The sequence below is a fragment of the Corallococcus macrosporus DSM 14697 genome, from assembly GCF_002305895.1.
In the GTDB taxonomy this organism is placed as follows: Bacteria; Myxococcota; Myxococcia; order Myxococcales; family Myxococcaceae; genus Myxococcus; species Myxococcus macrosporus.
In genome coordinates this window covers 8,493,802-8,516,407 of sequence record NZ_CP022203.1, presented here as the reverse complement: position 1 = coordinate 8,516,407, position 22,606 = coordinate 8,493,802, and the positions used below count along the sequence as shown (strand labels likewise).

Below are 22,606 nucleotides of genomic sequence, written 5' to 3'. Positions count from 1 at the left end.
ATGTCGACGCTGAACCTCTTTGGCTTCCTCAAGCCCGGCGCGCGCCTGGAGGGCTGCCGGATTCGTGAGTGGAAGGGCGGCGGCGCCTACGGTGACGTGTACCGGGGCGTGCGGGCCGGGCTGCCCGTGGCCATCAAGGTGTCCAAGCATCGGCAGTTCAGCCTGGACAGCAGCCGCTCGGATGAGAGGCTTTTGAGAGAGTTGGTGTGTCTGCTGCGGCTGGAGCACCCGCACATCGCCAAGGTGAAGGGGTGGGCGCGCACGCCGGAGGAGCGCGGGTACCTGGTGCTGGAGTACGTGGACGGCTGGACGCTGGCGGAGTGGATTCAGCGCCAGCGCCCCACCTTCCAGCAGGTGGCGCGCGTCTTCGCGAAGCTGGCGCACGCGCTGGAGTACATGCACGGCCGGGGCGTGCGCCACCGCGACATCTCCCTGTCCAACATCATGGTGCGCAAGGTGGACGGGGAGCCCGTCCTCATCGACCTGGGGGCGGGCGAATACTCCGGGGCGTATGGGCTGACGGACGCGCCGCTGCCGCCGGGCACCACGCGCTACCGCTCGCCGGAGGCGGTGCGCTTCTACAAGGAGCACCAGCACGACCCCGAGGCGCGCTACGCCTTCCCGGCGGAGGACGACCTCTACTCGCTGGCGGTGTGTCTCTATGACGCGCTGACGGACGCGGAGCCGGCCTCGCCAGCGGAGGCGCGCGCGGCGCCGCGCATCGCCGTCAACAGCGCCTCCCTGCCGCCGCCGGAGGCGCGCGAGGCCAACCCGCGCGTGCCCGAGGACTTCAGCGCGTGGGTGGCGCGGTGGATGGCGCGCGACGTGGAGGCGCGGCGGCCCGCGCTGGCGGCCATGCGCGAGACGCTGGAAGCGCTGGGCGAACGGCGTGGGGAGACGTGGGAGGCCGCCGTGCAGCCGCCCCCGGCCGCCGGGGAATCCGCTCCGGCCCATGAAGAGGGCGCCCTGGCTCGCGGGCGGCGGCGCGCGGCAGCGCTGGCGCTGGCCGTCATGGTGCTGGCCGTCGGTGCCTTCTCCTACCTGCGGCTGGCCTCCACCACCGCCATGGCGCCTCCTACGGAGGCGACGTCTGCTACCCAGGCGCTGGCCCCGAGGGGCGCCGCCCCGCCCACGCCAGCCCAGGCAAGGCCAGCGCCAGCCCTGGAGGAGGCGCGCACCGAGGCGGAGGACGTGACTGCCCCCTCTCCTGGTCCCGGCGACGCACGGACGGCCCCCGCGGAGGCTGGGCCCAAGGCTGCGTCTGGGAGCGAGCGCGGGCCCCCCACCGCGGGAGCGAAGCCCGCGTCGCGGCCCCGCGCGCTGCCCCCTTCCCCACCCGCGCCCCCTGCCGGTGCGGTAGCGTCTTCGCCCCAGTCGTCCTCTGTCGTGAAGGAAAATCCCTCCGTGAGCGCCTCCAATCGCCCGTTGCCCGCGTCACCCGCCGCCGAGAAGTCGCCAGGGAGCCCCCACAGCCGCGCCTTCCTCGCGAAGTGCGCCGGAGCGACGGCCCTGGCCGCCGCCCTCATGGGGTGCCCCGCGCAGCAGGTGAGGCCCTCCCCCCAGCGCTGCCCCGAGGCCGCCGTCCGAGACATGAAGCGGCATCGAATCGCTGATGGTCAGGGATTGTCGGGGATCGAAGTGGACGTGACGCAGCCATATATAGGTAGGGATGGCTGCGAGGCCGCTGGCCGTGAGTACCTCAACGGCTGGGGCTGCCTCATCGTGGTCGGGGACGGGGAGATTGTCTCCCAGACTGTCGAGTCGGCGGGCATTCTCAGCCCGGGCACGCGGCTCTACGGTCGGCTGTGGACGGGGGGCGACACCGTGGTGGGGCGCTACCACCGGGCGGTGAGGCCAGATGGGAATGAGTTCAATATCTGCGTGTCATTGTCACTCAATGGGGGCGCGCCGAAGGCACCGGGCTCCCGGCCTGGCGCGGCGCGCATGCGAAGCGAGGAGAACGCGCGCGTCATCTATGGCGAGTGGCCCTGACGGACCACCGACGAGGCGAGCTTCGGCGGCGGGAGCGCGGTACCCCTACGATGGCGCTCACCTCGTGCATGCCCTGGCGGGCGCTGTCGAAGTCCCCGGCTCCGCGGGCCCTCTCGGGAGCGTAGACGATTGTTCCAAATGGGGAGGTGCCTGGGCGCTGAAGCGCACGCTCGCGCGCCGCTCCCCACGCGTGGAGCGTAAAGCCCGTTGACGTTGATTCGCTGAAATGGCCGGCCAATGTGACTGTTGTAGTTTAGTTGCAAAAACGAGCCCACTCAACCTGACACGTCCTTCCGCTCATAGCCTACCTGGGGGTAGGTTTCCGTCTGGCTTCGCGCGGCCTCCATGCCCGCGCCAGGATGGAGACTGCCCATGCTCTTCTCTCGTTCCCAGACCTTCCCCAAGGGGACGGTGCTCTTCGCTCGCAAGGGGGCCCTGTACGAGTTGGTGGAGGACCTGGGCGCGGGGCCTCATGGTGAGCGGCTGCTGCTGGCCCACAAGCGCGTGAAGGATGGGCGCGCCGCCCGTGTCCTCCTCAAGGCGCTGCCCCTGTCCAACGCCTCGGCGCCCATGAAGGAGGCGCGCGAGCGGCTGGAGGAGGAGGTCCGGCTGGCGTCCTTCCTGAAGCACCCGAACATCGCCCGCGTCCATGGCATGCACAAAGCCAGACGTGTGCTGTTCGTGATGACCGAGGCGGTCCCGGGGTACTCGCTCAACACCCTGCTCGAAGTGGCCTTCGCGCGCGGGCGTACCTTCCCCGAGCCCTTCATGCTGTATGTGGGCGCCCAGGTGGCGGGGGCGTTGGCGCACGCGCACGCCTGCCGGAGCCCCACCGGAGCGCCGCTGGGCATCGTGCACCGCGCGATTGACCCGGGGCGCATCCGCGTGGGGCTGGATGGGCAGGTGAAGCTGATGGACTTCGGCCTCGCGTCCGCGCGGCTGCCAGGAACACGCTCCACGCGCCGCCCCGGCGCTCGGGGAGAGGTCTACTGGGCCTCGCCCGAGGCGCTGCTGGGTCAGCCCGAGGATGGGCGCTCGGACCTCTTCGCCCTGGGGCTGGTGTTGCTGGAGTTCGCCACCGGGACGCACCTGCTCAGCGCCTACCGGATGTTGCTCCAGGACTTGTGGGCGTTGGTGCCCGAGGGCGAGGCGGAGGCGCTGCGCGCGCTCATCGACCGGACGCGGAGCGCCTGGGCGGGGGTGGATCCGGAGGAGACCATTGTACGGGCGGCCACCCTCTCCCACGCGGACGTGGTGGCGGCGACGCGGTCGCTGTCCGAGCCTGTCCGGGCCATCTTCCACAAACTGCTGCGGCGCGCGCCGTCGGAGCGGTATGCCTCCGCGCTGACGCTCCAGGACGACCTGGCCCAGGCGCTGCGGACGCATGGGAGCTACACCGCCCGGACTGCGACGCGGGAAATCCAGACGGCGCTGCGGGAGGCCGGCGAGGCGCTGGCTGGTGAGGAGGAGGGCGCATGGGGGGCGCCGCACGAGGACGCCATCACCACGGAGCCGAGCCCGGCGTGAGGGCGCGCGCTGATGAGGGGCCTTCGCGGGGTATGCGGTGCCGCGCCGTATCCGTCAGAGCGTGCTGGCATCCTCCAGCGCTGGCCCACCTTGCCCCCTGGCCTGATTGAAAGGACGTGACCATGCGACTTCGCGCCTGCGTCGCACTGCTGCTCTTTCTCTCAGCTTGCGCTACGTCGTCCTCGAACCCACAAGGACGAGCGGCTCGGAGCCAGAGGGTCGCCAACCTCCAACGGGCGGCGACGCTGCCGTGGGCGGACGGGGGACGATGCGTGGTGCGGGAGGCTTCCAACGAATGGGCCGTGCTTGTGGAGCGGTGCTATCACGCGCTCGACCATGACCGGATCGAGTTTCGCGATGTCACGGGAAGATGCGCCGTCGCCTCCGCGGGCGCTGCGGCGATTGGATTGGGTGTCTGCATCCTGATAGCACCCGAGATAGTTATTGGGGCCGTGATTGTCGCAGGCACGGTCGCGGTGGCGGTCGCCATCAAAGAGGAGTTGGATGCACATCGGCGGGCTTCGCGAGAGCGAGCCAGGCGCGAGGCTCAAACGCGGCCATCCAATGCACAGGAACGTCTGGTGCGCCGCGAGCCCACTCCCGAGCCATCAGCGCAGGACTGGTTCCCTCCGGTGCCGGCCGAGCCCTTGGAGCGAGAACGCCGCCCGGAGTGCAGGCCCATCCCGGTGCCGCGCGCATCCAAGGACGCCCCGCACAACGAGTGCGCCGACATGTTTCCGCCGAACCGTTATCCTGGAATGGACGTCAGCGTAGGCGGAATACGCTTCGATGCGCTGCAAGCCGGTGGGCGCGTGCTGTGGGAGATCAAGACCCATCGGTTTGATAGGTACAATGCCTTTGTCCGGGAAATAGAGATCAGGAAGGAACTCAAGCAGGTCAGAAAGGAGCACGCCATCGCCGTTGCTTGTGGATATGACTTCGTCATCGGGGTGAGCACCCAAGCGCACAAAGACGCTCTGCTGCGAGAGGCGCCGTTCCTTAATATCGTCGTCACGGGATGCACGCGATGACTCAGCGAAGAACTCTCGATCTTATCACCTACGCCCCTGCGCTCGTGGGCAAAGACGGGCGCACGACCGACGTCATCCATGGCTTGGAAAAGGCGCTCCCTGGCTTGCGTCTGGAATGGAGGCTCTCCGCGGGAGGGCGCCCCATCCCATTGCCACAGCGCGACGCATGGGTGGTAGGGAGTATTGCGGACGGGGAATTCCCTATTGTGTGCAACGGGGACGCGAATCATCCCGTGACAGTTTCTGGATGTGAAAATCCGGGTTGCCTGAGCCCAGGCGGTCAGCCCCAGTTTGAAGTCCACGCGAAAATGCCACTGGACGAGCCCGTCATCGCCGCAGCGGCGGCTCTGCTTGAATCCGTGGCGGAGGGGGCGCGCGCCTTCTGGGGACGTGCGACGCCGCACGACGCCGCGGTGGACATCGCGTATCAGACCGCACCCACGCTGCAAGGGCCGCCGTCCCCGCGCCGGGGGCTGCCTGCCCTGAAACTCTTCCAGCACCTCCGCTCGCCCGAGATTCCCTATTACCTTGGGTGGCTGAACTACTGGTCTGCCGCTGCCGCGAAGGCCATCGGATTCCCGGACCCGGCCCGGGATGCGGACCTGCTCTCACGCGCGCGGCGCACGGCCTCGGGCGGGTGGGTCGTGCAGCTCACGGATGCGCCGCTTGACCTGGAAAACCCCGCGCATCTGGACGCGCTCAAACGGGCCTACGAGCGCTTCCCGGAGATCGGCGGACGCGCAGCCCCTTGACCCCTCCGTGCTGAGACGCTGCCTCGTCTGGTCGGCCAGCGTAGAAGGCACGCTCACGTCGCCACGGACCACAGCTCCACTTCGTGCTCGCGGGCCCGCTGCAACGCCTGTCCCAATTCCATGGGGTAGGGCGGCCGGGCGGGGGCCAGGGCGCGAATCTCCGGCGGCAGCCGTGACACTTCGCGGCGCGCGTATTCGCGGAGGTCCTCGAGCGTGGGGGACGCGCCGGGCAGCCGCTGTCCTCCTCGCATCACGGGTTGGAGCAAGGGCCGCCCGGGGGCCACGTCTCCCCTGCACGTGAGCACGTCGCCGCGCGCCACGCCGTCCACCTCCCGCCGGTAGACCTGCTTCGCGCCCGGGAGCAGCAGCTTCCCCGAGGACAGCTTCACCCGGGGACGCCCCGCGTACGCCACCAGCTTGTAGGCCATGTCCAACGCGGGCGCGTCCGACGACACGCCCATGGCCGTGCCCACGCCGAAGCTGTCGATGGGGGCCCCGTACGCCACCAGCCGCGCCACCGCGTCCTCGTCCAGCCCGCCGCTCGCGTACACGCGCACCTGCTCCAGTCCGGCCTCGTCGAGCAGCTCCCGCGCCGCCTTCGACAGCGCGAGCAAGTCCCCCGAGTCCAGGCGGATGGAGCTCACCTGGAAGTCCTCGCCCAGCTCCCGCGCCAGCCGGATGACATGCTGCACGCCGCGCAGCGTGTCGTAGGTGTCCACCAGCAGCGTGGCGTCCGGGTGGACGCGCGTGAAGGCGCGGAAGGCCTCCAGCTCGTCGTCGTGCGCCTGCACGTAGCTGTGCGCCATGGTGCCCGCGAGCGGAATCCCATACCGCTTCCCCGCCAGCACGTTGGAGGTGGAGTCCACGCCCGCCAGGTACGCCGCGCGCGCCACCTTCAGCCCGGCGTCCGTGCCGTGGTGGCGCCGCAGGCCGAACTCCATGACGTGGCGCCCCGCGGCGGCCGTCACCACGCGCGCGGCCTTGGAGGCCACCGTCGTCTGGAAGTGCACCTGGTTGAGGAGGTACGTCTCCACGAGCTGCGCCTCCGGCAGCGGGGCGCGCACCTCCAGCAGCGGCTCCTCGGGGAACACCGGCGTGCCCTCCGCGACGGCGTCCACGTCACCGCTGAAGCGGAAGCGTTCGAGCCAGCCGAGCAGCCGGTCCGAGAAGCGCCCTTGCGCGGCCAGCCAGTCCAGCGCCTCCGCGCCGAAGCGCAGGTGCTCCAGGTACTTGAGCGCATCGTCGAGCCCCGCCGCCAGCAGGTAGTTGCGCCGGGGCGGGAGCCTGCGCGCGAAGAGGCTGAACACGGCCTCGTCCCACATGCCCTCCTCGAGGTAGGCCTCCGTCATCGTCAGTTGGTAGAGGTCCGTCAGCAGCGCGGTGTCTTCCGGCCAGTCCATGTTCGGGGGCTCCGCTCGAAGGGGATGGCGCCTCGGACTCAAGCTAGGCCCTGGCCCTGGCGCGCGCTCCCCGCTGCCTGGCGAGCGGGCGTCCGCTGCGCGCGCAGCTTTTGCCTCCCACCCCCTGGCTGCGCATCTTTTGCGCGGCTGTCGAGCTCCGATGGCTGGGGGGGCTGCATGGAGCAGGCCTTGCATTGACGCTGGCCGTACGCGGCGGGAACGGACTCGTCGAGCAGGGGAGCAGACATGCGGGTGGCCGTCTTCGACACACACCGATACGACCGGGACGCGCTGGAGGCCGCCAACGCGCGTTTTGGACATGCGCTCACCTACTTCGAGCCGCGCCTGACGCGCCAGACGGCGCCGCTGGCGGAGGGGTTCCCCGCGGTGTGCTCCTTCGTCAACGACAAGGTGGACGCGGCCACGCTGGAGGTGCTGCGCGAAGGCGGGGTGCGGCTCGTGGCGGCGCGCTCGGCGGGCTACAACCACGTGGACCTGGAGGCGGCGCGGCGGCTGGGCCTGCGCGTCACGCGCGTGCCGGAGTACTCACCGCACGCGGTGGCCGAGCACGCGGTGGCGCTGGTGCTGTCCCTCAACCGCCACATCCCGCGCGCCTTCTCGCGCGTGCGGGACTGGAACTTCTCGCTCGACGGGCTGGTGGGCTTCGACCTGGCCGGCAAGACGGTGGGCATCGTGGGCACGGGCCGCATCGGCCGGGTGGCGGCGCGCATCTTCAAGGGCTTCGGCTGCGACGTGCTCTGCTACGACGTGGCGCCGGACGCGGCCTTCGAGCGCGAGCTGGGCGTGCGCTACGCCGCGCTGGACACGCTCTTCGCCGAGTCGGACGTCCTCTCCCTGCACGTCCCGCTGACGCCGGGCACGCGGCACCTGGTGGACGCGGCGGCGCTGGCGCGGATGAAGCGCGGCGTGCTGCTCATCAACACGGGCCGCGGCGCGCTCATCGACAGCAGGGCCCTGGTCGCCGCGCTCAAGGCCGGCCACGTCGGCGGCGCCGGGTTGGATGTGTATGAAGAAGAGGAGGGCGTCTTCTTCCAGGACCTCTCCGGGCAGGTGCTCCAGGACGACGTGCTGGCGCGGCTGCTGACCTTTCCGAACGTGCTCATCACGTCGCATCAGGCCTTCCTCACGCATGAGGCGCTCGCCAACATCGCCGAGACGACGCTGGCGAGCATCAAGGCCTTCGAGCGGGGCGAGCCCCTGCTGAACGAGGTGCGCGCCGAGCAGGTGCTCCGCGCGCGTTGATTCCCACGCCACGCCCCATCCGAACCGGGAGCTGCCATGTCCATTGTCTGCGCCACCAACTTCTCTGATTCCGCGCGCCGCGCCTCCACGCTGGCCGCGGAGCTGGCCCGCAAGGCCGGCACGTCCCTGTGGCTGGTCCATGTCCTCAACTCCGACTCCGTGCGCGCCTTCGGCAAGGCCCTGCTGGGCTCCGCCGAGGCGGTGCTGAGCGACGAGACGAAGCGCCTGGAGAAGCTGGGCGCGAAGGTGCAGCCGGTGCTCCTCCAGGGCGAGCCCGCGGTGATGGTGGACCAGTTCTGCCGGGAGCAGGGGGCCTCGCTGGTGGTGGCGTCGCGGGGCGGGGATGAGTCGCCCTTCGGCGGTGAGGGCGGCACGGTGGACCGGATGGCGCAGTCGCTGACGGTGCCGCTGCTCGCCCTGAGGGACCCGGCGCCGCTGGAGGCGTGGGCTCGGGGGGAGCAGCCCCTCAAGGTCTTGCTGGGCGTGGACCGCTCGCTGCCCTTCGAGGCCGCGCGGGACTGGGTGTTGACGCTGAGCAAGGGCGGCCGCGTGGAGGTGGTGGGCGGACGCGTGTACTGGCCCGAGGAGGAGGCCCGTCGCCTGGGGATGCGGCAGGCCCTGGCCTACGGCGAGGCCCCGCCCGAGCTGCAGCAGGCGCTGGAGCGCGAGAGCGCGGAGCTGTTGGCCCCGCTGGCGCAGGGCGGGACACCCGTGCGCTCCCGCGTGGAGGCGGGCGTGGGGCGCATCGCCGACCACCTGGTGGAGCTGGCGGACCAGGAGCGCGTGGACCTGCTGGTGGTGGGCACGCACCACCGGCGCGCGCTGGGACGGCTGTGGAGCGTGTCGCGCCATGCGCTGCGGCTGGCGCGCATGTCCGTGGTGTGCGTGCCCGTGCAGGCGATGGCGGTGGGCGCGGAGACGCCGCTGCCGGAGTACCGCGAGGTGATGGTGGCCACGGACTTCTCGGAGACGGGCAACCGCGCGGTGGCCCATGCCTTCGCGCTGGCGGCCCCGGGCGGCACCGTGCACCTGGTGCATGCCACCGAGTCGAAGCCGTCACTCGAGGAGGAGGCCCGGATGCGCGAGCAGCTCTCGACGCTCGTCCCCAAGGGCGCGAAGGACCGGCACGCGCGGCTGGAGGTCATCCCCGGTGGCAAGGACGTGGTGGCCACGCTCGCGCAGACGGCGGAGCGGCTGGGCGTGAGCGCCATCGTCATGGGAACGCATGGGCGGTCCGGCTTGAAGCGCGCGGTGCTGGGCTCGGTGACGCAGTCGCTGCTGCTGCGCACGGACCGGCCCGTGCTGGTGGTGCGGCCCCCGGCGGACTGACGGCGTGCCCGCGCGGTGGACGCTTCCCGCTAGGAGGCGTCCACGTCCACGTAGGCGCGCTTCGCCAGGACGGACACGAGGCGGCCCTCCGGCATCACGTAGGCGGAGAGCTTGCCGCCGTACACGCAGCCGGAGTCGAGCCCCACCGCGTGGGGGTAGCGCTGGAGGCCGCGCATGGCGTCATGGCCGAAGATGACCAGCTCCGGCCCCTGCCACAGGCTGGCCCACGGCGCGCCCGCGTCCACCCGCTTCGACGGCGTCCCGTCCTTCATGATGCTGCGGAGGTTGAGCAGCTCGTCTTCCTTCTGGGCCTCCAGCGGCACCCCCGGCACCAGGCCGCCGTGCACGGCCACCACGTTCAGCTCCGGGAAGCAGCGGTACAGCGGCTGGGACTCCAGCCAGGCCCAGTCCTCGGGCGTCAGCGTGTCCAGGACGTGTTGATGCTCGGGCTTCAGCTTCTTGCCGCGTGGCCCCCGGCCGGCGTGCCAGCGCAGCACGTGGGCGTCATGGTTGCCCCGCACCGCCAGGAAGCCCTGCTCACGCGCACGGCGCACCACGCCCGCGGAGTCCGGGCCCTTCGCCACCAGGTCCCCCACCAGCACCACGCGGTCGTCCGGCCGCCAGCCGCACCGCGTCAGCAGCGCGTCCAGCTCCTCCGCGCACCCGTGCACGTCTCCAATGAAGAGCGTTCGCATCCGCTCTTCCTTTAATGCGCTTTGCGTCCGCGCGGAAACCCTCTGTCGGATGTCAGGCGTTCAGGGCGCCCGCGCGGCGGGAATGTGTGTGGGCCTGGGCAGGCGGGCCCGCCACGTATCCACTTCCTCCAGCGCCTCCTGCCCCGCGGCGCCCAGCGTCACCAATGACTCACGGGCTTCCTCCGCCAGCCGCAGCGCGCGAGGCCGGTCCCGCTTCGCGTCCCAGAGCGCTTGCGCGAGGAGGAAGCGCGCGCGGGCCTGCTCCGCGTTCGTCTGCGTGGCGCTCGCGCCGCTGGCCAGCACGCGCTCCAGGAGCTCGGCCGCTTGAAGCGGCTGGTGCAGCGCCAGCAGCGCGCGGCCCAGGTCCATCAGCGTGCCGGTGCGGTAGCCGTAGGCGTCGTCCTCGCGCGCCTCGAGGATGGCGCGGGCGCGCTCGAGGTAGGGCAGGGCCTCCGTGTAGCGCTGGTCCAGCATCAGCAGCCGGCCCGTGGCCCGGAGCGTCTGGGCCACGTAGGGGTGCCGGGGCCCCAGCCGCTGCTCCAGGGGGACAATCACGGCGCGGAAGCGCGACAGGGCCTCCTCGGAGCGGCCGGCGCGCGCCATCAGCGTGGCCAGGTTGCCCAGGGTGATGAGCGCGCCCGCGCCGTCCGCGCCCTCCACCTTGAGGATGATGTCCAGCGCGCGCTCCTGGAGCCGCAGGGCCTCGTCGGAGCGGCCCATGCGCTGGAGGGCGGCGGCCAGGGGATTGATGGCGGAGGCGACGTCGGGGTGCTCGGGCCCGAAGGCGCGCTCGAAGACCTCCAGCGCGCCGCGCGCCAGCGCCTCCACCTGTTCGACGTCCGACCTGCGCCAGTGCGCGTAGGCCAGCTCCAGTTGGGCGCGCGCCACGTCCGGGTGGCTGGGGCCCAGGGCGGCGCGGCGCGTGCTCAGCACCTGCTCGAAGAGCCGCATCGCCTCGTCGGCGCGGAGCTGCGCCATGCGCGTGGCGCCCAGCTCCAGCCGGACGTCGGTGACCTCCAGGCTGTCGGGCCCGTAGGTGGCCTCCAGCCGCGCGAGGGCGGCCTCCTGCTGCTCGGCCGCCTCCGTGTAGCGCCCCTGCGCGAAGAGGAGCGCGCCGACGCGCGCCTGGAGCTGCGCGCGCAGCACGCCGTCTCCGCCCAGCCGCTCGATGGCGGCCTCCGCGCGCTCGCGCCACCGGTGTCCCAGCGCGTGCTGGTCCAGCACATAGCCGGAGGCATGCACCAGCCGCGTCCAGGCGCGCGCGGCGGCCACGTCGTTGCGCCCGGCCTCCGCGCTCCACACGGCGTCGAAGTAGGTGCGCTCCGCCTCGCGCGGCTGGCCCGTCTCCTCCCGCAACTGGGCCAGCAGCAGCAGGGCGTCCGCGCCGCCGTGGCGGTCATCCACGTCCTTCGCCGCCTTCACCACGGGCTCCAGCAGCGCCACGGCCTCCGTGTACTTGCCGGCGGCCTTCAGGGCCCGCGCCCGCACCAGCGTCCGCGCCCGCGCCGTCGCGGCGTCGTCCAGGGGCCGCGGCGCTCGGGCGGCCAGCGCCGCCAGGTCCGAGCACGGGGCCAGCGGTGGCAGGGCCTCCGCCGCGCGCGCGGCCAGCTCCACGGTGCCCGCGTCCGCCCGGGTGAAGAGCTGCGTGAGCGCGGCCAGCTCCGCCAGCCGCCCATCGAGGCAGTGCATGCGCCGCGCGAGGACCTGCTCGGTCTGCGCGCCCCGCACGCGCGTGGCCTCGCAGGCGGAGGTCCGCATCGTCACCCACTCCGCGGTGTACGCATCCAACGTGCGGCGCACGCGCAGCCACGCGGCGGGCGCGAAGGGCTTGCCGGTGGCGAGGAAGGCGGATTCGATGGCCTGCTGGTCCTCCGGGCTCCAGACCGAAGCCATGGCCGCGCCGGCGCTCTCGCAGGCCCGGGCCCGGTGGGCGTGCACCGCGTGGGTGAGGCCCACCGCCGTCAGCAGCAGCGCCGCGCCGCCCGCCGCGGGCAGCCAGCGCTTCCAGCGCGAGGCCGGGTCATGCTGGAGCGCGGTCAGCAGCGCGCCAAGGTCCGCATACCGGTCCGTCGCGCTGGCGGACAGCCCGCGCAGCAGCACGCGCCGCAGCCACGGCGGGACGTGGCTGCCCCGGGGGGCGGGCCGCACCTTGCCGGCGCGGACCTCCGTCAGCAGCTCGTGCGGGGTGGTGGCGGCGAAGGGGCGCTCGCCGTAGAGGGCTTCGTACAGCGTGACGCAGAAGGCGAACTGGTCGCTGCGGGCATCCGCGGGCGCGGGGGCCTCCCTCTGCTCCGGGGCCATGTACGCGGGCGTGCCTCCCGACAGGGGCGACACGTCGTCCAGCGGGTTGGCGTTGCGCGCGAGCCCGAAGTCGGTGACGCGCACGCGGCCATCCTGGCCCACCAGCAGGTTCTCTGGCTTGAAGTCCCCGTGGACCACGCCCGCCGCGTGCGCCGCCGCCAGGCCCCGGCCCGCGTCCAGGAAGAGGGCCAGCACCTGCCGCCAGGGCCGGGGCTCCGCCTTCAGCCAGGGCCGCAGCGTGCGCGCCTCCACCAGCTCCATGGTGAGGAACACCTGCGGCCCGAAGGTGCCCACGTCGTAGACGGGCACCACGTGCGGGTGGGAGACGCGGGCCATGGCCTGGGCTTCATGCAGCAGGTGCGCGCGGCCCTGCTCCGCCTCCAGGCCCAGGGCCGCCACGCGCAGCAGCTTGAGCGCCACGCGCCGGTCCAGCTCCGGGTCATACGCGCTGTAGACGACGCCCATGCCGCCGGAGGCCAGCCGCTCCAGCACCAGGTAGCGGCCCACCGCCGTGCCGCGCTCCAGGGACGGGCCCTCCCCCGAGGGCGGCCGGGGAGGCGTCACCACGGTGGGCGCGCCGGGCGGGCTGTCGTCGGGCGTCTGGGCCCGCAGGGCCTCGGCCACCATGCGGCGGCAGGCGGGGCAGGTGTCCAGGTGCGCGTCCACCTCCGCGGCGCGCGGCGGAGGCAGGTCTCCCAGCAGCAGCGCCACGAAGGTGTTTTCATCCAGGCAGGCCATGGGACGCGCGCGTCACCCGTCCAGGCGCGAGCGCAGCAGGCGGCTGAGGCTCACGTCGAGCTGGCTGGAGATGAGGCGCAGCACGCTGTCCAACTGCGAGGACGTGAGGCGCAGGCGCTCGGTGAGCCGCAGCCGGGTCTGCTGGAGCAGGGTGTCCTGCGCGCCCAGCACCCAGCGCGCCGTGGTGGAGCGGTGCACCCCGTACAGCGCGGCGAGCTGGTCGATGCTCAGGCCGTCCAGGTACTTCAGGCGCAGCACGTTGCGCTGTCGCGGCTCCAGCGCGAGGAGCGCGGCGGCGAAGCAGTCGCTGAACTCCGCGCGGTACGTGCGCTTGAGATAGGCCAGCTCCGGGTCATCCTCGGGTGACACCAGCAGGGACAGGTCGCCGTCCTCGCTCGCCGCCGCCGGCCCGCCGCGCTGCCGTTGCCAGTCCAGGGCGAGCCACAGCGCCGCCGCGCGCACCCAGCCGCTCAGGGGGCCCGTGCCGGGATAGGCGGCCAGCCGGGCCGGCGTCTCCGCGCTCCCCACCAGCATGCGCTGCCGCAGGAGCTGGCGCACCTCGTCCAGGCCCGTGGGCGGCAGCTTCAGCCGGGCCACCGCGACGTCCACTTCGGGGAGGTAGCGCGCCTCGAACGCGGAGAGCGCGGGGGGCAGCCCATCCGCCGCCGCGCGAGCGAGGTAGAGGTCCGGCAGGTTCAGCGTCTCCACCGCGCCCACCTCCGGGAGCAGCCGGCCGAGGTGGCTGGCGAAGCGGGCTCCTTCCAGGGCCACGCCGGGCCAGGGCGCGCGCGCCGTGTCCAGGGCCTGGGCCAGCCGCGCCTGGAGCGGGGCCAGTGACTCCGGCGAGGCCGTCGCCGGGCCCCCGCGCGCGGCGACGAAGGCCTGTGCCAGGGAAAGGTCCATGAGGGACTCGCGTGAAACGATGGCACCGCCTCCGAAAAGCCGCTCCGGGCGGCACAACGCTCGGGGCGGACAATGCTTCCCCAGCGGCGCTTCCAGCAACGAGGCGGCGGGGACCCAGGCCGGTGCCGCTGTCGTCCGCCTGCTCCGCGCGCGGGCGGGTGTGGCGGAGGGGCCGCGCCTGGCGCATGGCCCGCGCATTGCTGGTATGGCTGGAGGCGTGGTGGAGGTGAACGTGGAGTCAATCGGCAGTGGCCCCGGGGACGCGGTCCAGTCCTCGTGGCTGGAGGTGAGCGCGTCCGCCCTGCGGCACAACGTCGCCGTGTTCCGGGCCCTGGAGGGGCAGGGGGGCGCGTCACGCGCGCTGGGGGTGGTGCTCAAGGGCAACGCGTATGGGCATGGGCTCGCGCAGGTGCTGCCGCTGGTCCACGGGGACGTGGACCTCCTCTATGTCATCGCCCCGCAGGACGCGCTGAAGGTGCGGGAGTACGAGCGGGCGCGAGGGCTGGCGCCGCGGCAGGTGCTCGTCCTGGGCGCGGTGGCGCCGGAAGAGGCGGTGGTGCTGGCGCGCCAGGGCGTGGACGTGGTGGTGGCCGACCGCGGCTGGGCGGACGCGGTGCCGGTGCTGCGCGCGGCGAAGCTGGAGCGCCCCCTGCGGGTCCACGTCCACATCGACACGGGCCTGGGGCGCGAGGGCTTCACGCTGGACGGGCTGCCTACCGAGTCCCGCTTCCTGTCGGCGTCGCGTGACGTGCTGGAGGTGGTGGGCGCGCTCAGCCACTTCGCGAACACCGAGGACGTGACGGAGCAGGGCTACGCGCTGGCGCAGGTGGACGCCTTCGAGAAGGGGCTGGCGTTCCTCGCCGAGCAGCTCGCGCCGGCCCGGCCGCTGCAACGGCACATCGCCGCGAGCGCCGCGACGCTGGTGCTGCCGCGCGCGCGCTACGAGGCGCTGCGCGTGGGGATTTCGCTCTACGGGTTGTGGCCGTCACCGGAGACGCGGCTGTCGGCGCGGCTGGTGCTGGGCGAGGTGCCGGTGCTCAAGCCGGTGCTGTCGTGGCGGTGCCGCAGCCAGGTGGTGAAGTGGCTGCCCGCGGGCAGCTACGTGGGCTACGGCTGCACGTACCGGTGCCCGGAGCCCACGCGCATCGCGGTGCTGCCGGTGGGCTACTACGACGGCTACCCGCGCCTCGCGTCCGGCCAGGCGCACGTGCTGGTGAACGGCGGCCGGTGCCCCGTGCTGGGGCGGGTGATGATGAACCACCTCATCGTGGACGTGACGCGCGCCACGTCCGACGAGCACCCGGTGACGGCCACGCTGCTGGGCCGCGACGGCGAGGAGGCCGTGCCCGCCGAGTCCCTGGCCGGCTGGGCCCAGACGATTCACTACGAGGTCGTCACCCGGCTGGGGGCGCATCTGAAGCGGGTGGTGGTGGCGTAGTCCCCGCGGGCAGGGTGGCCTCCGGCGGAGGCTGCACCTTCCAGCGGCGGTGCAGCCACATCCACTGGTCCGGGTACTTGCGGATGCAGCGCTCCAGCGCGGCCGTCACGCGCGCGGTGTGCTCCGTAATCGGGTCCGCGCACTCACCCGGGGCGGGCGGGAGGATGGGACCCTCCACCTCCAGGCGGAAGCGCGCGCCGCCTCGGCCGTTGCGCACGCCCATCACCACGAACACCGGGGCCTCCGTGCGCGCCGCCGCCACCGCCATGGCGGGCGTGGTGGAGGCCAGCTTGCCGAAGAAGGGCACGAAGGCGGCCCCCTTCGCGGGCAGCGCCTGGTCCAGCAGCATGAAGGGGGACTCGCCGCGGTTCACCGCGTCGATGATTTCCTGGATGGCGCCACGCGGGTAGATGAGGCCAGCGCCCACGCGCACGCGGTTCTCCGCGATGCGCGTGTTGAGCGCGCCCTTCAGCGGGCGCACCAGCGCGTCCAGCGGGATGCCATGCCGGATGAGCATGTCCCCCAGCAGCTCCCAGTTGCCGAAGTGCGCCGTCACCAGCAGCGCGCCCTTGCCCGTGGCCACGCGCGCCTTCAGCGCCTGCCACGCCGCGTCGCCTTCAATGCCCTGCTCGGCCCAGTCCGGCGGCAGCCGGTCGCCGGAGGGCAGCGACTCCAGCACCACGCGCGACATGTTGATGTAGGCGCCGCGCGCGATTTCCCGCCGCTCCGCGTCACTCTTCTCCGGCATCGCCATGGCCAGGTTTTCCAGCGCCACGCGACGACGGATGCCCAGGCTGTACGCGAGGTTGCCCACGAAGCGAGCGAGCGCGTCACGCGACTGGGGCGACAACCACGTCAGGAAGGCCCAGACAAAGCGCGTGAGGAAGCCCACCACCCGTCCGGGTGGCGTTCCGACGATGCGGCGCAGGTGCTCCGACGGTCGCTTCTGCGTCACGGCGGGTGAGTCAGGGGGCGGGGCGGCAGGCGCAATCTGGGACACATGACGCACTCCACCGCGAAGTGGGGATGACGGCAAGGCCACACCTGCCTGTTGCGCGCTACCTTGCTCGCCCGGCATGGGCCACACTGCGCGCCACCATGCCCCGTCTGCTCCGTCCAGCGGCCCTGGCCGCTGTCGTCCTCCTCAGTGCGTGCAGTGCCCGGAAGAATCCTCCCGCGACCGCTGAGCCACCCCCGGCCCAGGCCGCCACCGCCGCGCCTCGGTCACCGAAGCTGCGCCTGCCCACGGAGGTGCGCCCCACCGGCTACACGGTGGAGCTCACGCTGGACCCGAAGGTGTCCGCGTTCCAGGGCGTGGTGGACCTCGCGCTCGAGGTGACGAAGCCCACGTCCGTGGTGTGGCTGCACGCCAAGAGCCTCACCGTGAAGAAGGCCACGCTCACGCAGGGCGGCGCGTCCTTCGACATCACGCCGGTGAAGGGCGAGGAGGACTTCCTCGGCTTCCCGGTGGCGAAGCCGCTGGCCACGGGGCCGGCGGCGCTGCGCATCGTCTATGACGGCGTCGCGTCCGAGAAGGAGACGGACGGCGCCTTCCGCGTCAACGAAGGCGGGGACTGGTACATCTACACCCAGTTCGAGCCGGTGGACGCCCGCCGCGTCTTCCCGTCCTTCGACGAGCCCGGCTTCAAGGTGCCGTGGCAGCTCACCTTCCACGTGCCCGCGGGCGTGGTGGCCGTCACCAACACGCCGCAGGAGTCGGAGGAGGCGCGCCCGGACGGTGGCCGCACCTACCGCTTCGCGCGCACGCAGCCGCTGCCCAGCTACCTCATCGCCTTCGGCGTGGGGCCCTTCGACTTCCTCCCGGCCGCGGACGCGGGCCAGAAGAAGGTGAAGACGCGCATCATCACCCCGCGCGGCCGCACCGTGGAGGGCACCTACGCGGCGCAGGTGACGCCGGAAATCCTCGCCGCGCTGGAGGACTACTTCGGCATCCCGTACCCGTACGAGAAGCTGGACGTGCTGGCGGTGCCGCTGCTGGGCGGCGCCATGGAGCACCCGGGCCTGGTGACGTTCAACTCGCGCCTCATCCTGGCGAAGCCGGAGGAGGACTCGCTGGGCCGTCAGCGCGCCTTCTCCGACACGCAGGTGCACGAGCTGGCGCACCAGTGGTTCGGCAACCTGGTCACCATGCAGTGGTGGGATGACCTGTGGCTCAACGAGGCCTTCGCCTCGTGGATGACCCCGCGCATCGTCGAGACGTGGCGCCCCGCCTGGGACGCGGCCGTGGAGCGCGTGCATGACCGCGCGCGGGCCCTGGACGCGGACAGCCTCGTGTCGGCGCGCCGCATCCGCCAGCCGATTGAGAGCGCCAACGACATCCACAACGCCTTCGACGGCATCACCTACGGCAAGGGCTCCGCGGTGCTCAGCATGACGGAGGAGTGGCTGGGCCGGGACGTCTTCCGCCGCGGCATCCAGCGCTACTTCCAGAAGCACGCGGGCGGCAACGCCACCGCGAAGGACTTCCTGGACGCCGTGTCCGCCGAGTCCGGCAAGGACGTGACGGGCATGCTGGGGACCTTCCTGGACCAGAGCGGCGCGCCGCTCGTCAAGGCGTCGCTCTCGTGTGACGAGTCGGGCGCGACGGTGGTGCTGGAGCAGCAGCGCTACCTCAAGCTGGGCACCCGTTCGCCGGGGCCGCAGACGTGGAAGGTCCCGGTGTGCGTGAAGTACGAAGCGGGTGGCAAGGAGGGCCGCACCTGCGCGTTGCTGGAGGGGGAGCGGATGAACGTCCCCCTGACCGAGGCGAAGACGTGCCCCGCCTGGGTGTTCCCCAACGCGGAGGGCGCTGGCTACTTCCGGATGCAGCTCGATGGCCAGACGGCGGGGAAGCTGTCGAGGTTCGGGCGGTCTCGGTTGTCGCGCACCGAGCATGTGACGTTCCTCACGGACGTGCGCGCGCTGGCCCTGTCCGGGAAGCTGGCCGCCTCCGACGTGCTGCAGCTCGCGGAATACATGGCGAATGAGCCGGACCGCGTCGTCCTGCTGGCCTCGTTGGACCTGCTGGAGCTGGTCAGCTCCCGGCTGCTGCCGGATGAGCGACTGGCGGACCGGGCCCGCTTCCTGCGTGAGACGTATGGCGCCCGGGCGCGGAAGCTGGGCTTCACCCCGCGCAAGGGCGAGAGCGAGGACACGCGCCTGCTCCGTCCGCGGCTGGTGCGGCTGGCGGGCCGCGACGGCAGGGACCCCAAGCTGCTCGCGGAGGCGCGCGCGCTGGCGAAGAAGTGGATGACGGACAAGCGCGCGGTGGCGCCGGAGATGGTGGACGTGGTGCTCGCGCTCGCCGCCAGCCAGAATGACGTGGCCTTCCGGGAGCAGCTCGTCGCGGCGGCGCGTACGGAGGAGGACCGGCGCACGCGCCAGTACCTCATCGGCGCGCTGAGCAGCTTCACGGACCCGGCGCTGGTGAAGCAGAACCTGGCCCTGGTGTTCGAGAAGGGCATGGACCCGCGTGAGACGGTGTGGATGGCGTTCGCGGCCTCGCAGAACCTGCGCACGCAGGACGTGGCCTTCGACTTCGTGAAGGAGCACTACGCGCGGCTGGTGGGGGACTCGCCCGAGGCGCTGCTGCCCGCCGAGTCCGCCGGACGCATGGCCTACGTCGGCCGCGCTTTCTGCGACGCCGGCAAGCGCCAGGAGATGGCGGACTTCTTCACCGAGCGCAGCGCCAAGGCGCCGGGCGGCCCCCGGATGCTGGCGCAGGTGCTGGAAATCATCGACCAGTGCATCGCGCTGAAGAAGGACCAGGGGACCAACGTCGAGCACTTCCTGGCCGGCTTCAAGCCGCGGGCTCCGGCGCCGCGGTAGTCGCCTCGAAGGGCGGGGCCCGGCATCCCTCACGGGGTGGCCGGGCCCGGAGGTGGTGTCCGGGGCCTACTTCCGGCCGCGGGCCATGAAGGCCATGAAGGCCTCCTGCGCCTCGGCGGACTGGAGGCGCTGGATGAACTCGCCGCCCTCGCGGGCCAGCGTCTCGCGAATCTGGGCGCGCAGGGGCTCGCGAATCAGCCGCTTCGTCACGCGCACCGCCTCCGCCGGGCGGGAGGCCAGCGTGGTGGCGCGCTCGGTGGCCACCTGCTGGAGGCTGGCGTCCGGCACCACCTTGTTGATGATGCCCGCGCGCAGCGCCGTGGCCGCGTCGAAGGGCTCGCCGAAGAGCAGCAGCTCGCTGGCCAGCGCGAGGCCCGCCGTCCGGGGGATGAGCAGGCTGCTGGCGCCCTCCGCGCACAGCCCGAGCTGGACGAAGGGCATGTGGAAGCGCGCGCGCTCGGTGGCCACCACGTAGTCACAGTGCAGCAGCATCGTCGTGCCAATGCCCACCGCCGGGCCGTCCACCGCGGCGAGGACCGGCTTGTCCGCGTCCACCAGCGCGCGGAGGAAGCGGAACACGGCGCTGTCCTCGCCCGCGGGCGGGTGCTCCATGAAGTCGCCAATGTCGTTGCCGGCGGTGAAGCCGTTGCCCGCGCCGGTGAGCAGCACCGCGCGCACGTCCACGTTGCCCTCCGCGTCCTTCAGCGCGTGGGTGGCCGCCTCGTACATGGCATGCGTGAAGGCGTTCTTCTTCTCGGGCCGGTTGAAGGTGAGGGTGAGGACCCCCGAGTCGAGCTTCGTCAGCAGCGTGTCGGACATGATGCCGGGGAGCCTAGCCGACTCCATGCGTTGGGGCGGGAGAATGGGGGCCCCGGGGGCGCTGTCCGCCCTGTCGAGGTATCCGTCACTCCGTGGCGCCCTTCCGGGCCCGGACGCCCGGAAGTGTCCGCTGACGGTCAGGGCCGCAGCGCCCGGGCCACCAGCGGCGCCAGCGTCACCACCTGGTGCTGGAAGGGCAGGCCCTGGACGGGCTCCACGCTATCGGTGCTCACCAGCCGGGTGAGGGGCAGGTTGCGCAGGCGCTCCACCGCGGGGCCCACCAGCAGGGCGTGCGTCGTCGCCACGGTGAAGTCCTCCACACAGCCTGCGTCGCGCAGGGTGCCCGCCGCCGCGGCCAGGGTTCCGCCGGTGGACACCATGTCGTCCACCAGGATGGGGCGCCGTCCGCGCACCTCGCCCATCAGCCCGCTGGCGTGCACTTCGTCGCCGCTCAGCCGCACCTTGTGAATCACCGCCCACGGCCGGTCCAGCAGCCGGGCCAGGGCCTCCGCGCGCTTCACCGCGCCCAGGTCCGGAGCCACCACCACGGAGGTGTCCGTGACGTGCTCTCGCAGCGCGTCCGCCAGCGGCGGCAGCGCGGTGAGGTGCTCCAGCGGCGCGCCGAAGCAGCCCTCCAGGGCGGGGCTGTGCAGGTCCACCACCAGCACCCGCGCGAAGCGGCCCTGTGAGAGCAGGTCGGCCACCAGCCGTCCGCCCAGGGGCTCTCCGGGCCTGGCGCGCCGGTCCTGCCGCGCGTAGCCCAGGTAGGGCACCACGGCCTCCAGCCGGGCGGCGCCCATGCGCCAGCAGGCGTCCGCCATCAGCAGCAGCTCCAGCAGGTGCTCGCCCGCGGGCGGCGTGGTGGACTGCACCAGGACGACGGTGCGGCCGCGCACCCGCTCGGGCACCTCGACGTGCATCTCGCCGTCGGGGAAGCGCTCGAAGTGGCAGTCCGCGGGTGCCACGCCCAGGGCTTGCCCGAGCGCGCGTCCCAGGTGGGGGCTGGCCGAGCCAACAAGAAGGACAGGGTCCATGAGGGCCACCCTAGCGCGCCTGCCGGGCGGACTGCGCCCTCCCGGCGGTCCCCCCGCGACCATCCCTCCGGGACGGCCCCCGCCCGGCCCTCCGCCGCCAGCCGCGCGCCCCATGACTTCCTTGTGGGGAGGAGGAAGGACGCAATGCGCTTTCGGGACCGAGCAGATGCGGGCCGCCGGCTGGCGGCGCGACTGTTGCCCTACCGGGGTGGCGAGGTGCGCGTGCTGGGCCTGGCGCGGGGCGGGCTGCGCGTGGCGTACGAGGTGGCGCACGCGCTGGAGGCGCCGCTGGACGTCTGGGTGTCCCGCCGCATCGACGTGCCCGGCCGGCTGCCGGTGCTGGGCGCGGTGTCGGAGGGCGGCGGCATCTCCCTGGACCGGGACGCGCTCCAGGCCCTGGGCCTGGCGGAGGTGGAGGCGCGGAGCCTGGCGCGGGCGGAGGCTTCGGAAGTGGACAATCAGGTCCAGCGGCTGCGGGGCACCTCGGAGCCGGCGGTCGGCGGCTGCACCGTGCTGCTGGTGGATGACGGGCTGGTGTCGGGCGCCACGGCCCTGGCCGCGCTCCAGACACTGCGGCGGCGGCGCCCGGCCCGGCTGGTGCTGGGCGTCCCCGTGGGCACCCCGCACGGGCTGGACCGGGTGCGGCCAGCGGCGGACGCGGTGCACTGCCTGGAGGTCCTGCCCGCCATGCGCGACGTCGCGGAGGCCTACGACGATTTCCGGCCGTTGCCGGACGTGGAGCTGCGCCAGTTGCTCGTGCGCGCCCGCGAGCCGGTGCAGCCGCGCGAGGTGCTGGAGTCCACGGACCTGGGCGGCTTCTGGATGTGACACGAGACAGGGAGGCACGGAAGACATGAGGCAGGCAGGACAGGTGGAGCCGGGCGTCCGGGAGGTGAGCGTCCGGGTGGGTGACGTGACGCTGGGGGGGAGCCTGGGCATCCCGGACGGCGCGCGGGGCCTGGTCGTCTTCGCCCATGGCAGCGGCAGCAGCCGCTTCAGTCCCCGCAACCGCGCGGTGGCGCGGGCGCTGCGCGCGCAGGGGCTGGCCACGCTGCTGTTCGACCTGCTGGGCGAAGCGGAGGAGCGGGAGGACGCGCGCACCGGAGAGCTGCGCTTCGACATCCCGTTCCTCGCCCGCAGGTTGGCGGCGGTGACGGAGTGGGCGGTGGCTCAGCCGGAGCTGGCCGCGTTGCGCATGGGCTACTTCGGCTCCAGCACCGGCGCCGCGGCGGCGCTGGTCGCGGCGGCCCTGCACCCGGACCTCATCCACGCCGTGGTGTCGCGCGGCGGGCGGCCCGACCTGGCCGGGCCGGTGTTGCCGCGGGTGCAGGCCCCCACGCTGCTGCTCGTCGGTGGGCAGGACGTGGGCGTGCTGGAGCTGAATGAAGCGTCGCTCGCGCGGCTGGAGGGCTTGAAGGGCATCCAAATCATCCCCGGGGCCACGCACCTCTTCGAGGAGCCCGGCGCGCTGGAGCAGGTGGCCCGCCTGGCGGCCGCGTGGTTCCTCCGCTTCCTCGGGGGCGTCGGCGTGGAGGCGCGCGCGTGAACGCGGCGTC

At 72.6% G+C, this 22,606-nt stretch carries 17 protein-coding genes; 10 read left to right on the top strand and 7 right to left on the bottom strand.

Annotation, left to right across the window (positions count from 1 at the left end):
• From MYMAC_RS34640 to MYMAC_RS34625, 4 genes are all read left to right on the top strand, one after another.
• Positions 1-1,992, top strand: a complete 1,992-nt coding sequence (locus tag MYMAC_RS34640; protein WP_095961178.1) for a serine/threonine protein kinase — start codon at positions 1-3, stop codon at positions 1,990-1,992.
• Between the two features lie 372 nt (positions 1,993-2,364).
• The gene (locus MYMAC_RS34635) at positions 2,365-3,519 is read left to right on the top strand and encodes a serine/threonine-protein kinase (protein WP_095961177.1); all 1,155 of its coding nucleotides are present in this window, start codon (positions 2,365-2,367) and stop codon (positions 3,517-3,519) included.
• A 122-nt stretch (positions 3,520-3,641) separates the two neighbouring features.
• Positions 3,642-4,550, top strand: a complete 909-nt coding sequence (locus tag MYMAC_RS34630) for a DUF6310 domain-containing protein (RefSeq protein WP_095961791.1) — start codon at positions 3,642-3,644, stop codon at positions 4,548-4,550.
• The gene (locus tag MYMAC_RS34625; RefSeq protein ID WP_095961790.1) at positions 4,547-5,302 is read left to right on the top strand and encodes a DUF5953 family protein; all 756 of its coding nucleotides are present in this window, start codon (positions 4,547-4,549) and stop codon (positions 5,300-5,302) included. Before MYMAC_RS34630 ends, MYMAC_RS34625 begins: the two co-directional genes overlap by 4 nt.
• Positions 5,303-5,355: 53 nt before the next feature.
• Here MYMAC_RS34625 and MYMAC_RS34620 read toward each other — a convergent pair whose 3' ends face one another.
• On the bottom strand, positions 5,356-6,702 hold the full coding sequence (locus tag MYMAC_RS34620; RefSeq protein ID WP_095961176.1) for a nicotinate phosphoribosyltransferase: 1,347 nt from the start codon (positions 6,700-6,702) through the stop codon (positions 5,356-5,358).
• 246 nt (positions 6,703-6,948) lie between these two features.
• Between MYMAC_RS34620 and MYMAC_RS34615 the strand changes: the two genes are divergently transcribed.
• Both MYMAC_RS34615 and MYMAC_RS34610 read left to right on the top strand, forming a co-directional pair.
• Positions 6,949-7,965 (top strand): 2-hydroxyacid dehydrogenase, encoded by a 1,017-nt coding sequence (locus MYMAC_RS34615; protein WP_095961175.1) that lies wholly within the window; start codon positions 6,949-6,951, stop codon positions 7,963-7,965.
• A gap of 36 nt (positions 7,966-8,001) precedes the next feature.
• Positions 8,002-9,294 (top strand): universal stress protein, encoded by a 1,293-nt coding sequence (locus tag MYMAC_RS34610; protein ID WP_013937188.1) that lies wholly within the window; start codon positions 8,002-8,004, stop codon positions 9,292-9,294.
• 29 nt (positions 9,295-9,323) lie between these two features.
• On the opposite strand, the gene MYMAC_RS34605 is transcribed toward MYMAC_RS34610, so the two are convergent.
• Genes MYMAC_RS34605 through MYMAC_RS34595 form a run of 3 tightly spaced genes read right to left on the bottom strand, consistent with a single transcriptional unit; the run spans position 9,324 to position 13,931 of the window.
• Entirely contained in the window at positions 9,324-9,989 is a 666-nt protein-coding gene (locus tag MYMAC_RS34605) for a metallophosphoesterase (protein WP_013937189.1), read from the bottom strand.
• Positions 9,990-10,049: 60 nt separating this feature from the next.
• Entirely contained in the window at positions 10,050-13,028 is a 2,979-nt protein-coding gene (locus tag MYMAC_RS38480) for a tetratricopeptide repeat protein (protein ID WP_095961174.1), read from the bottom strand.
• A gap of 12 nt (positions 13,029-13,040) precedes the next feature.
• Positions 13,041-13,931 carry a sigma-70 family RNA polymerase sigma factor gene (locus tag MYMAC_RS34595; RefSeq protein ID WP_095961173.1) on the bottom strand — a complete coding sequence of 297 codons (891 nt, stop codon included), beginning with the start codon at positions 13,929-13,931 and terminating at the stop codon, positions 13,041-13,043.
• A gap of 205 nt (positions 13,932-14,136) precedes the next feature.
• Between MYMAC_RS34595 and alr the strand changes: the two genes are divergently transcribed.
• Positions 14,137-15,369, top strand: coding sequence for an alanine racemase (alr, locus tag MYMAC_RS34590; protein WP_095961172.1), 1,233 nt, complete (start codon positions 14,137-14,139; stop codon positions 15,367-15,369).
• Here the strand turns inward: alr and MYMAC_RS34585 are convergent.
• Positions 15,326-16,324 carry a lysophospholipid acyltransferase family protein gene (locus tag MYMAC_RS34585; RefSeq protein ID WP_476695879.1) on the bottom strand — a complete coding sequence of 333 codons (999 nt, stop codon included), beginning with the start codon at positions 16,322-16,324 and terminating at the stop codon, positions 15,326-15,328. The genes alr and MYMAC_RS34585 overlap by 44 nt on opposite strands.
• A 143-nt stretch (positions 16,325-16,467) precedes the next feature.
• On the opposite strand from MYMAC_RS34585, the gene MYMAC_RS34580 reads away from it, so the two are divergent.
• Positions 16,468-19,197 (top strand): M1 family metallopeptidase, encoded by a 2,730-nt coding sequence (locus MYMAC_RS34580; RefSeq protein WP_095961171.1) that lies wholly within the window; start codon positions 16,468-16,470, stop codon positions 19,195-19,197.
• A gap of 66 nt (positions 19,198-19,263) precedes the next feature.
• Here the strand turns inward: MYMAC_RS34580 and MYMAC_RS34575 are convergent, their stop codons facing one another.
• Both MYMAC_RS34575 and MYMAC_RS34570 read right to left on the bottom strand, forming a co-directional pair.
• On the bottom strand, positions 19,264-20,016 hold the full coding sequence (locus MYMAC_RS34575; protein ID WP_095961170.1) for an enoyl-CoA hydratase: 753 nt from the start codon (positions 20,014-20,016) through the stop codon (positions 19,264-19,266).
• Positions 20,017-20,153: 137 nt separating this feature from the next.
• On the bottom strand, positions 20,154-21,059 hold the full coding sequence (locus MYMAC_RS34570) for a ribose-phosphate diphosphokinase (protein WP_095961169.1): 906 nt from the start codon (positions 21,057-21,059) through the stop codon (positions 20,154-20,156).
• A 135-nt stretch (positions 21,060-21,194) separates the two neighbouring features.
• Between MYMAC_RS34570 and MYMAC_RS34565 the strand changes: the two genes are divergently transcribed.
• Positions 21,195-21,878, top strand: a complete 684-nt coding sequence (locus MYMAC_RS34565) for a phosphoribosyltransferase (RefSeq protein WP_095961168.1) — start codon at positions 21,195-21,197, stop codon at positions 21,876-21,878.
• A gap of 25 nt (positions 21,879-21,903) precedes the next feature.
• A complete protein-coding gene (locus MYMAC_RS34560; protein ID WP_095961167.1) occupies positions 21,904-22,596 on the top strand; it encodes a dienelactone hydrolase family protein in 693 nt (230 codons plus the stop codon).
• Positions 22,597-22,606: the final 10 nt, after the last annotated feature.

Coding starts and splice junctions, on each gene's coding strand:
- MYMAC_RS34640 (WP_095961178.1), top strand. CDS start 1: ATGTCGACGCTGAACCTCTTTGGCTTCCTCAAGCCCGGCGCGCGCCTG.
- MYMAC_RS34635 (WP_095961177.1), top strand. CDS start 2,365: ATGCTCTTCTCTCGTTCCCAGACCTTCCCCAAGGGGACGGTGCTCTTC.
- MYMAC_RS34630 (WP_095961791.1), top strand. CDS start 3,642: ATGCGACTTCGCGCCTGCGTCGCACTGCTGCTCTTTCTCTCAGCTTGC.
- MYMAC_RS34625 (WP_095961790.1), top strand. CDS start 4,547: ATGACTCAGCGAAGAACTCTCGATCTTATCACCTACGCCCCTGCGCTC.
- MYMAC_RS34620 (WP_095961176.1), bottom strand. CDS start 6,702: ATGGACTGGCCGGAAGACACCGCGCTGCTGACGGACCTCTACCAACTG.
- MYMAC_RS34615 (WP_095961175.1), top strand. CDS start 6,949: ATGCGGGTGGCCGTCTTCGACACACACCGATACGACCGGGACGCGCTG.
- MYMAC_RS34610 (WP_013937188.1), top strand. CDS start 8,002: ATGTCCATTGTCTGCGCCACCAACTTCTCTGATTCCGCGCGCCGCGCC.
- MYMAC_RS34605 (WP_013937189.1), bottom strand. CDS start 9,989: ATGCGAACGCTCTTCATTGGAGACGTGCACGGGTGCGCGGAGGAGCTG.
- MYMAC_RS38480 (WP_095961174.1), bottom strand. CDS start 13,028: ATGGCCTGCCTGGATGAAAACACCTTCGTGGCGCTGCTGCTGGGAGAC.
- MYMAC_RS34595 (WP_095961173.1), bottom strand. CDS start 13,931: ATGGACCTTTCCCTGGCACAGGCCTTCGTCGCCGCGCGCGGGGGCCCG.
- alr (WP_095961172.1), top strand. CDS start 14,137: ATGGCTGGAGGCGTGGTGGAGGTGAACGTGGAGTCAATCGGCAGTGGC.
- MYMAC_RS34580 (WP_095961171.1), top strand. CDS start 16,468: ATGCCCCGTCTGCTCCGTCCAGCGGCCCTGGCCGCTGTCGTCCTCCTC.
- MYMAC_RS34575 (WP_095961170.1), bottom strand. CDS start 20,016: ATGTCCGACACGCTGCTGACGAAGCTCGACTCGGGGGTCCTCACCCTC.
- MYMAC_RS34565 (WP_095961168.1), top strand. CDS start 21,195: ATGCGCTTTCGGGACCGAGCAGATGCGGGCCGCCGGCTGGCGGCGCGA.
- MYMAC_RS34560 (WP_095961167.1), top strand. CDS start 21,904: ATGAGGCAGGCAGGACAGGTGGAGCCGGGCGTCCGGGAGGTGAGCGTC.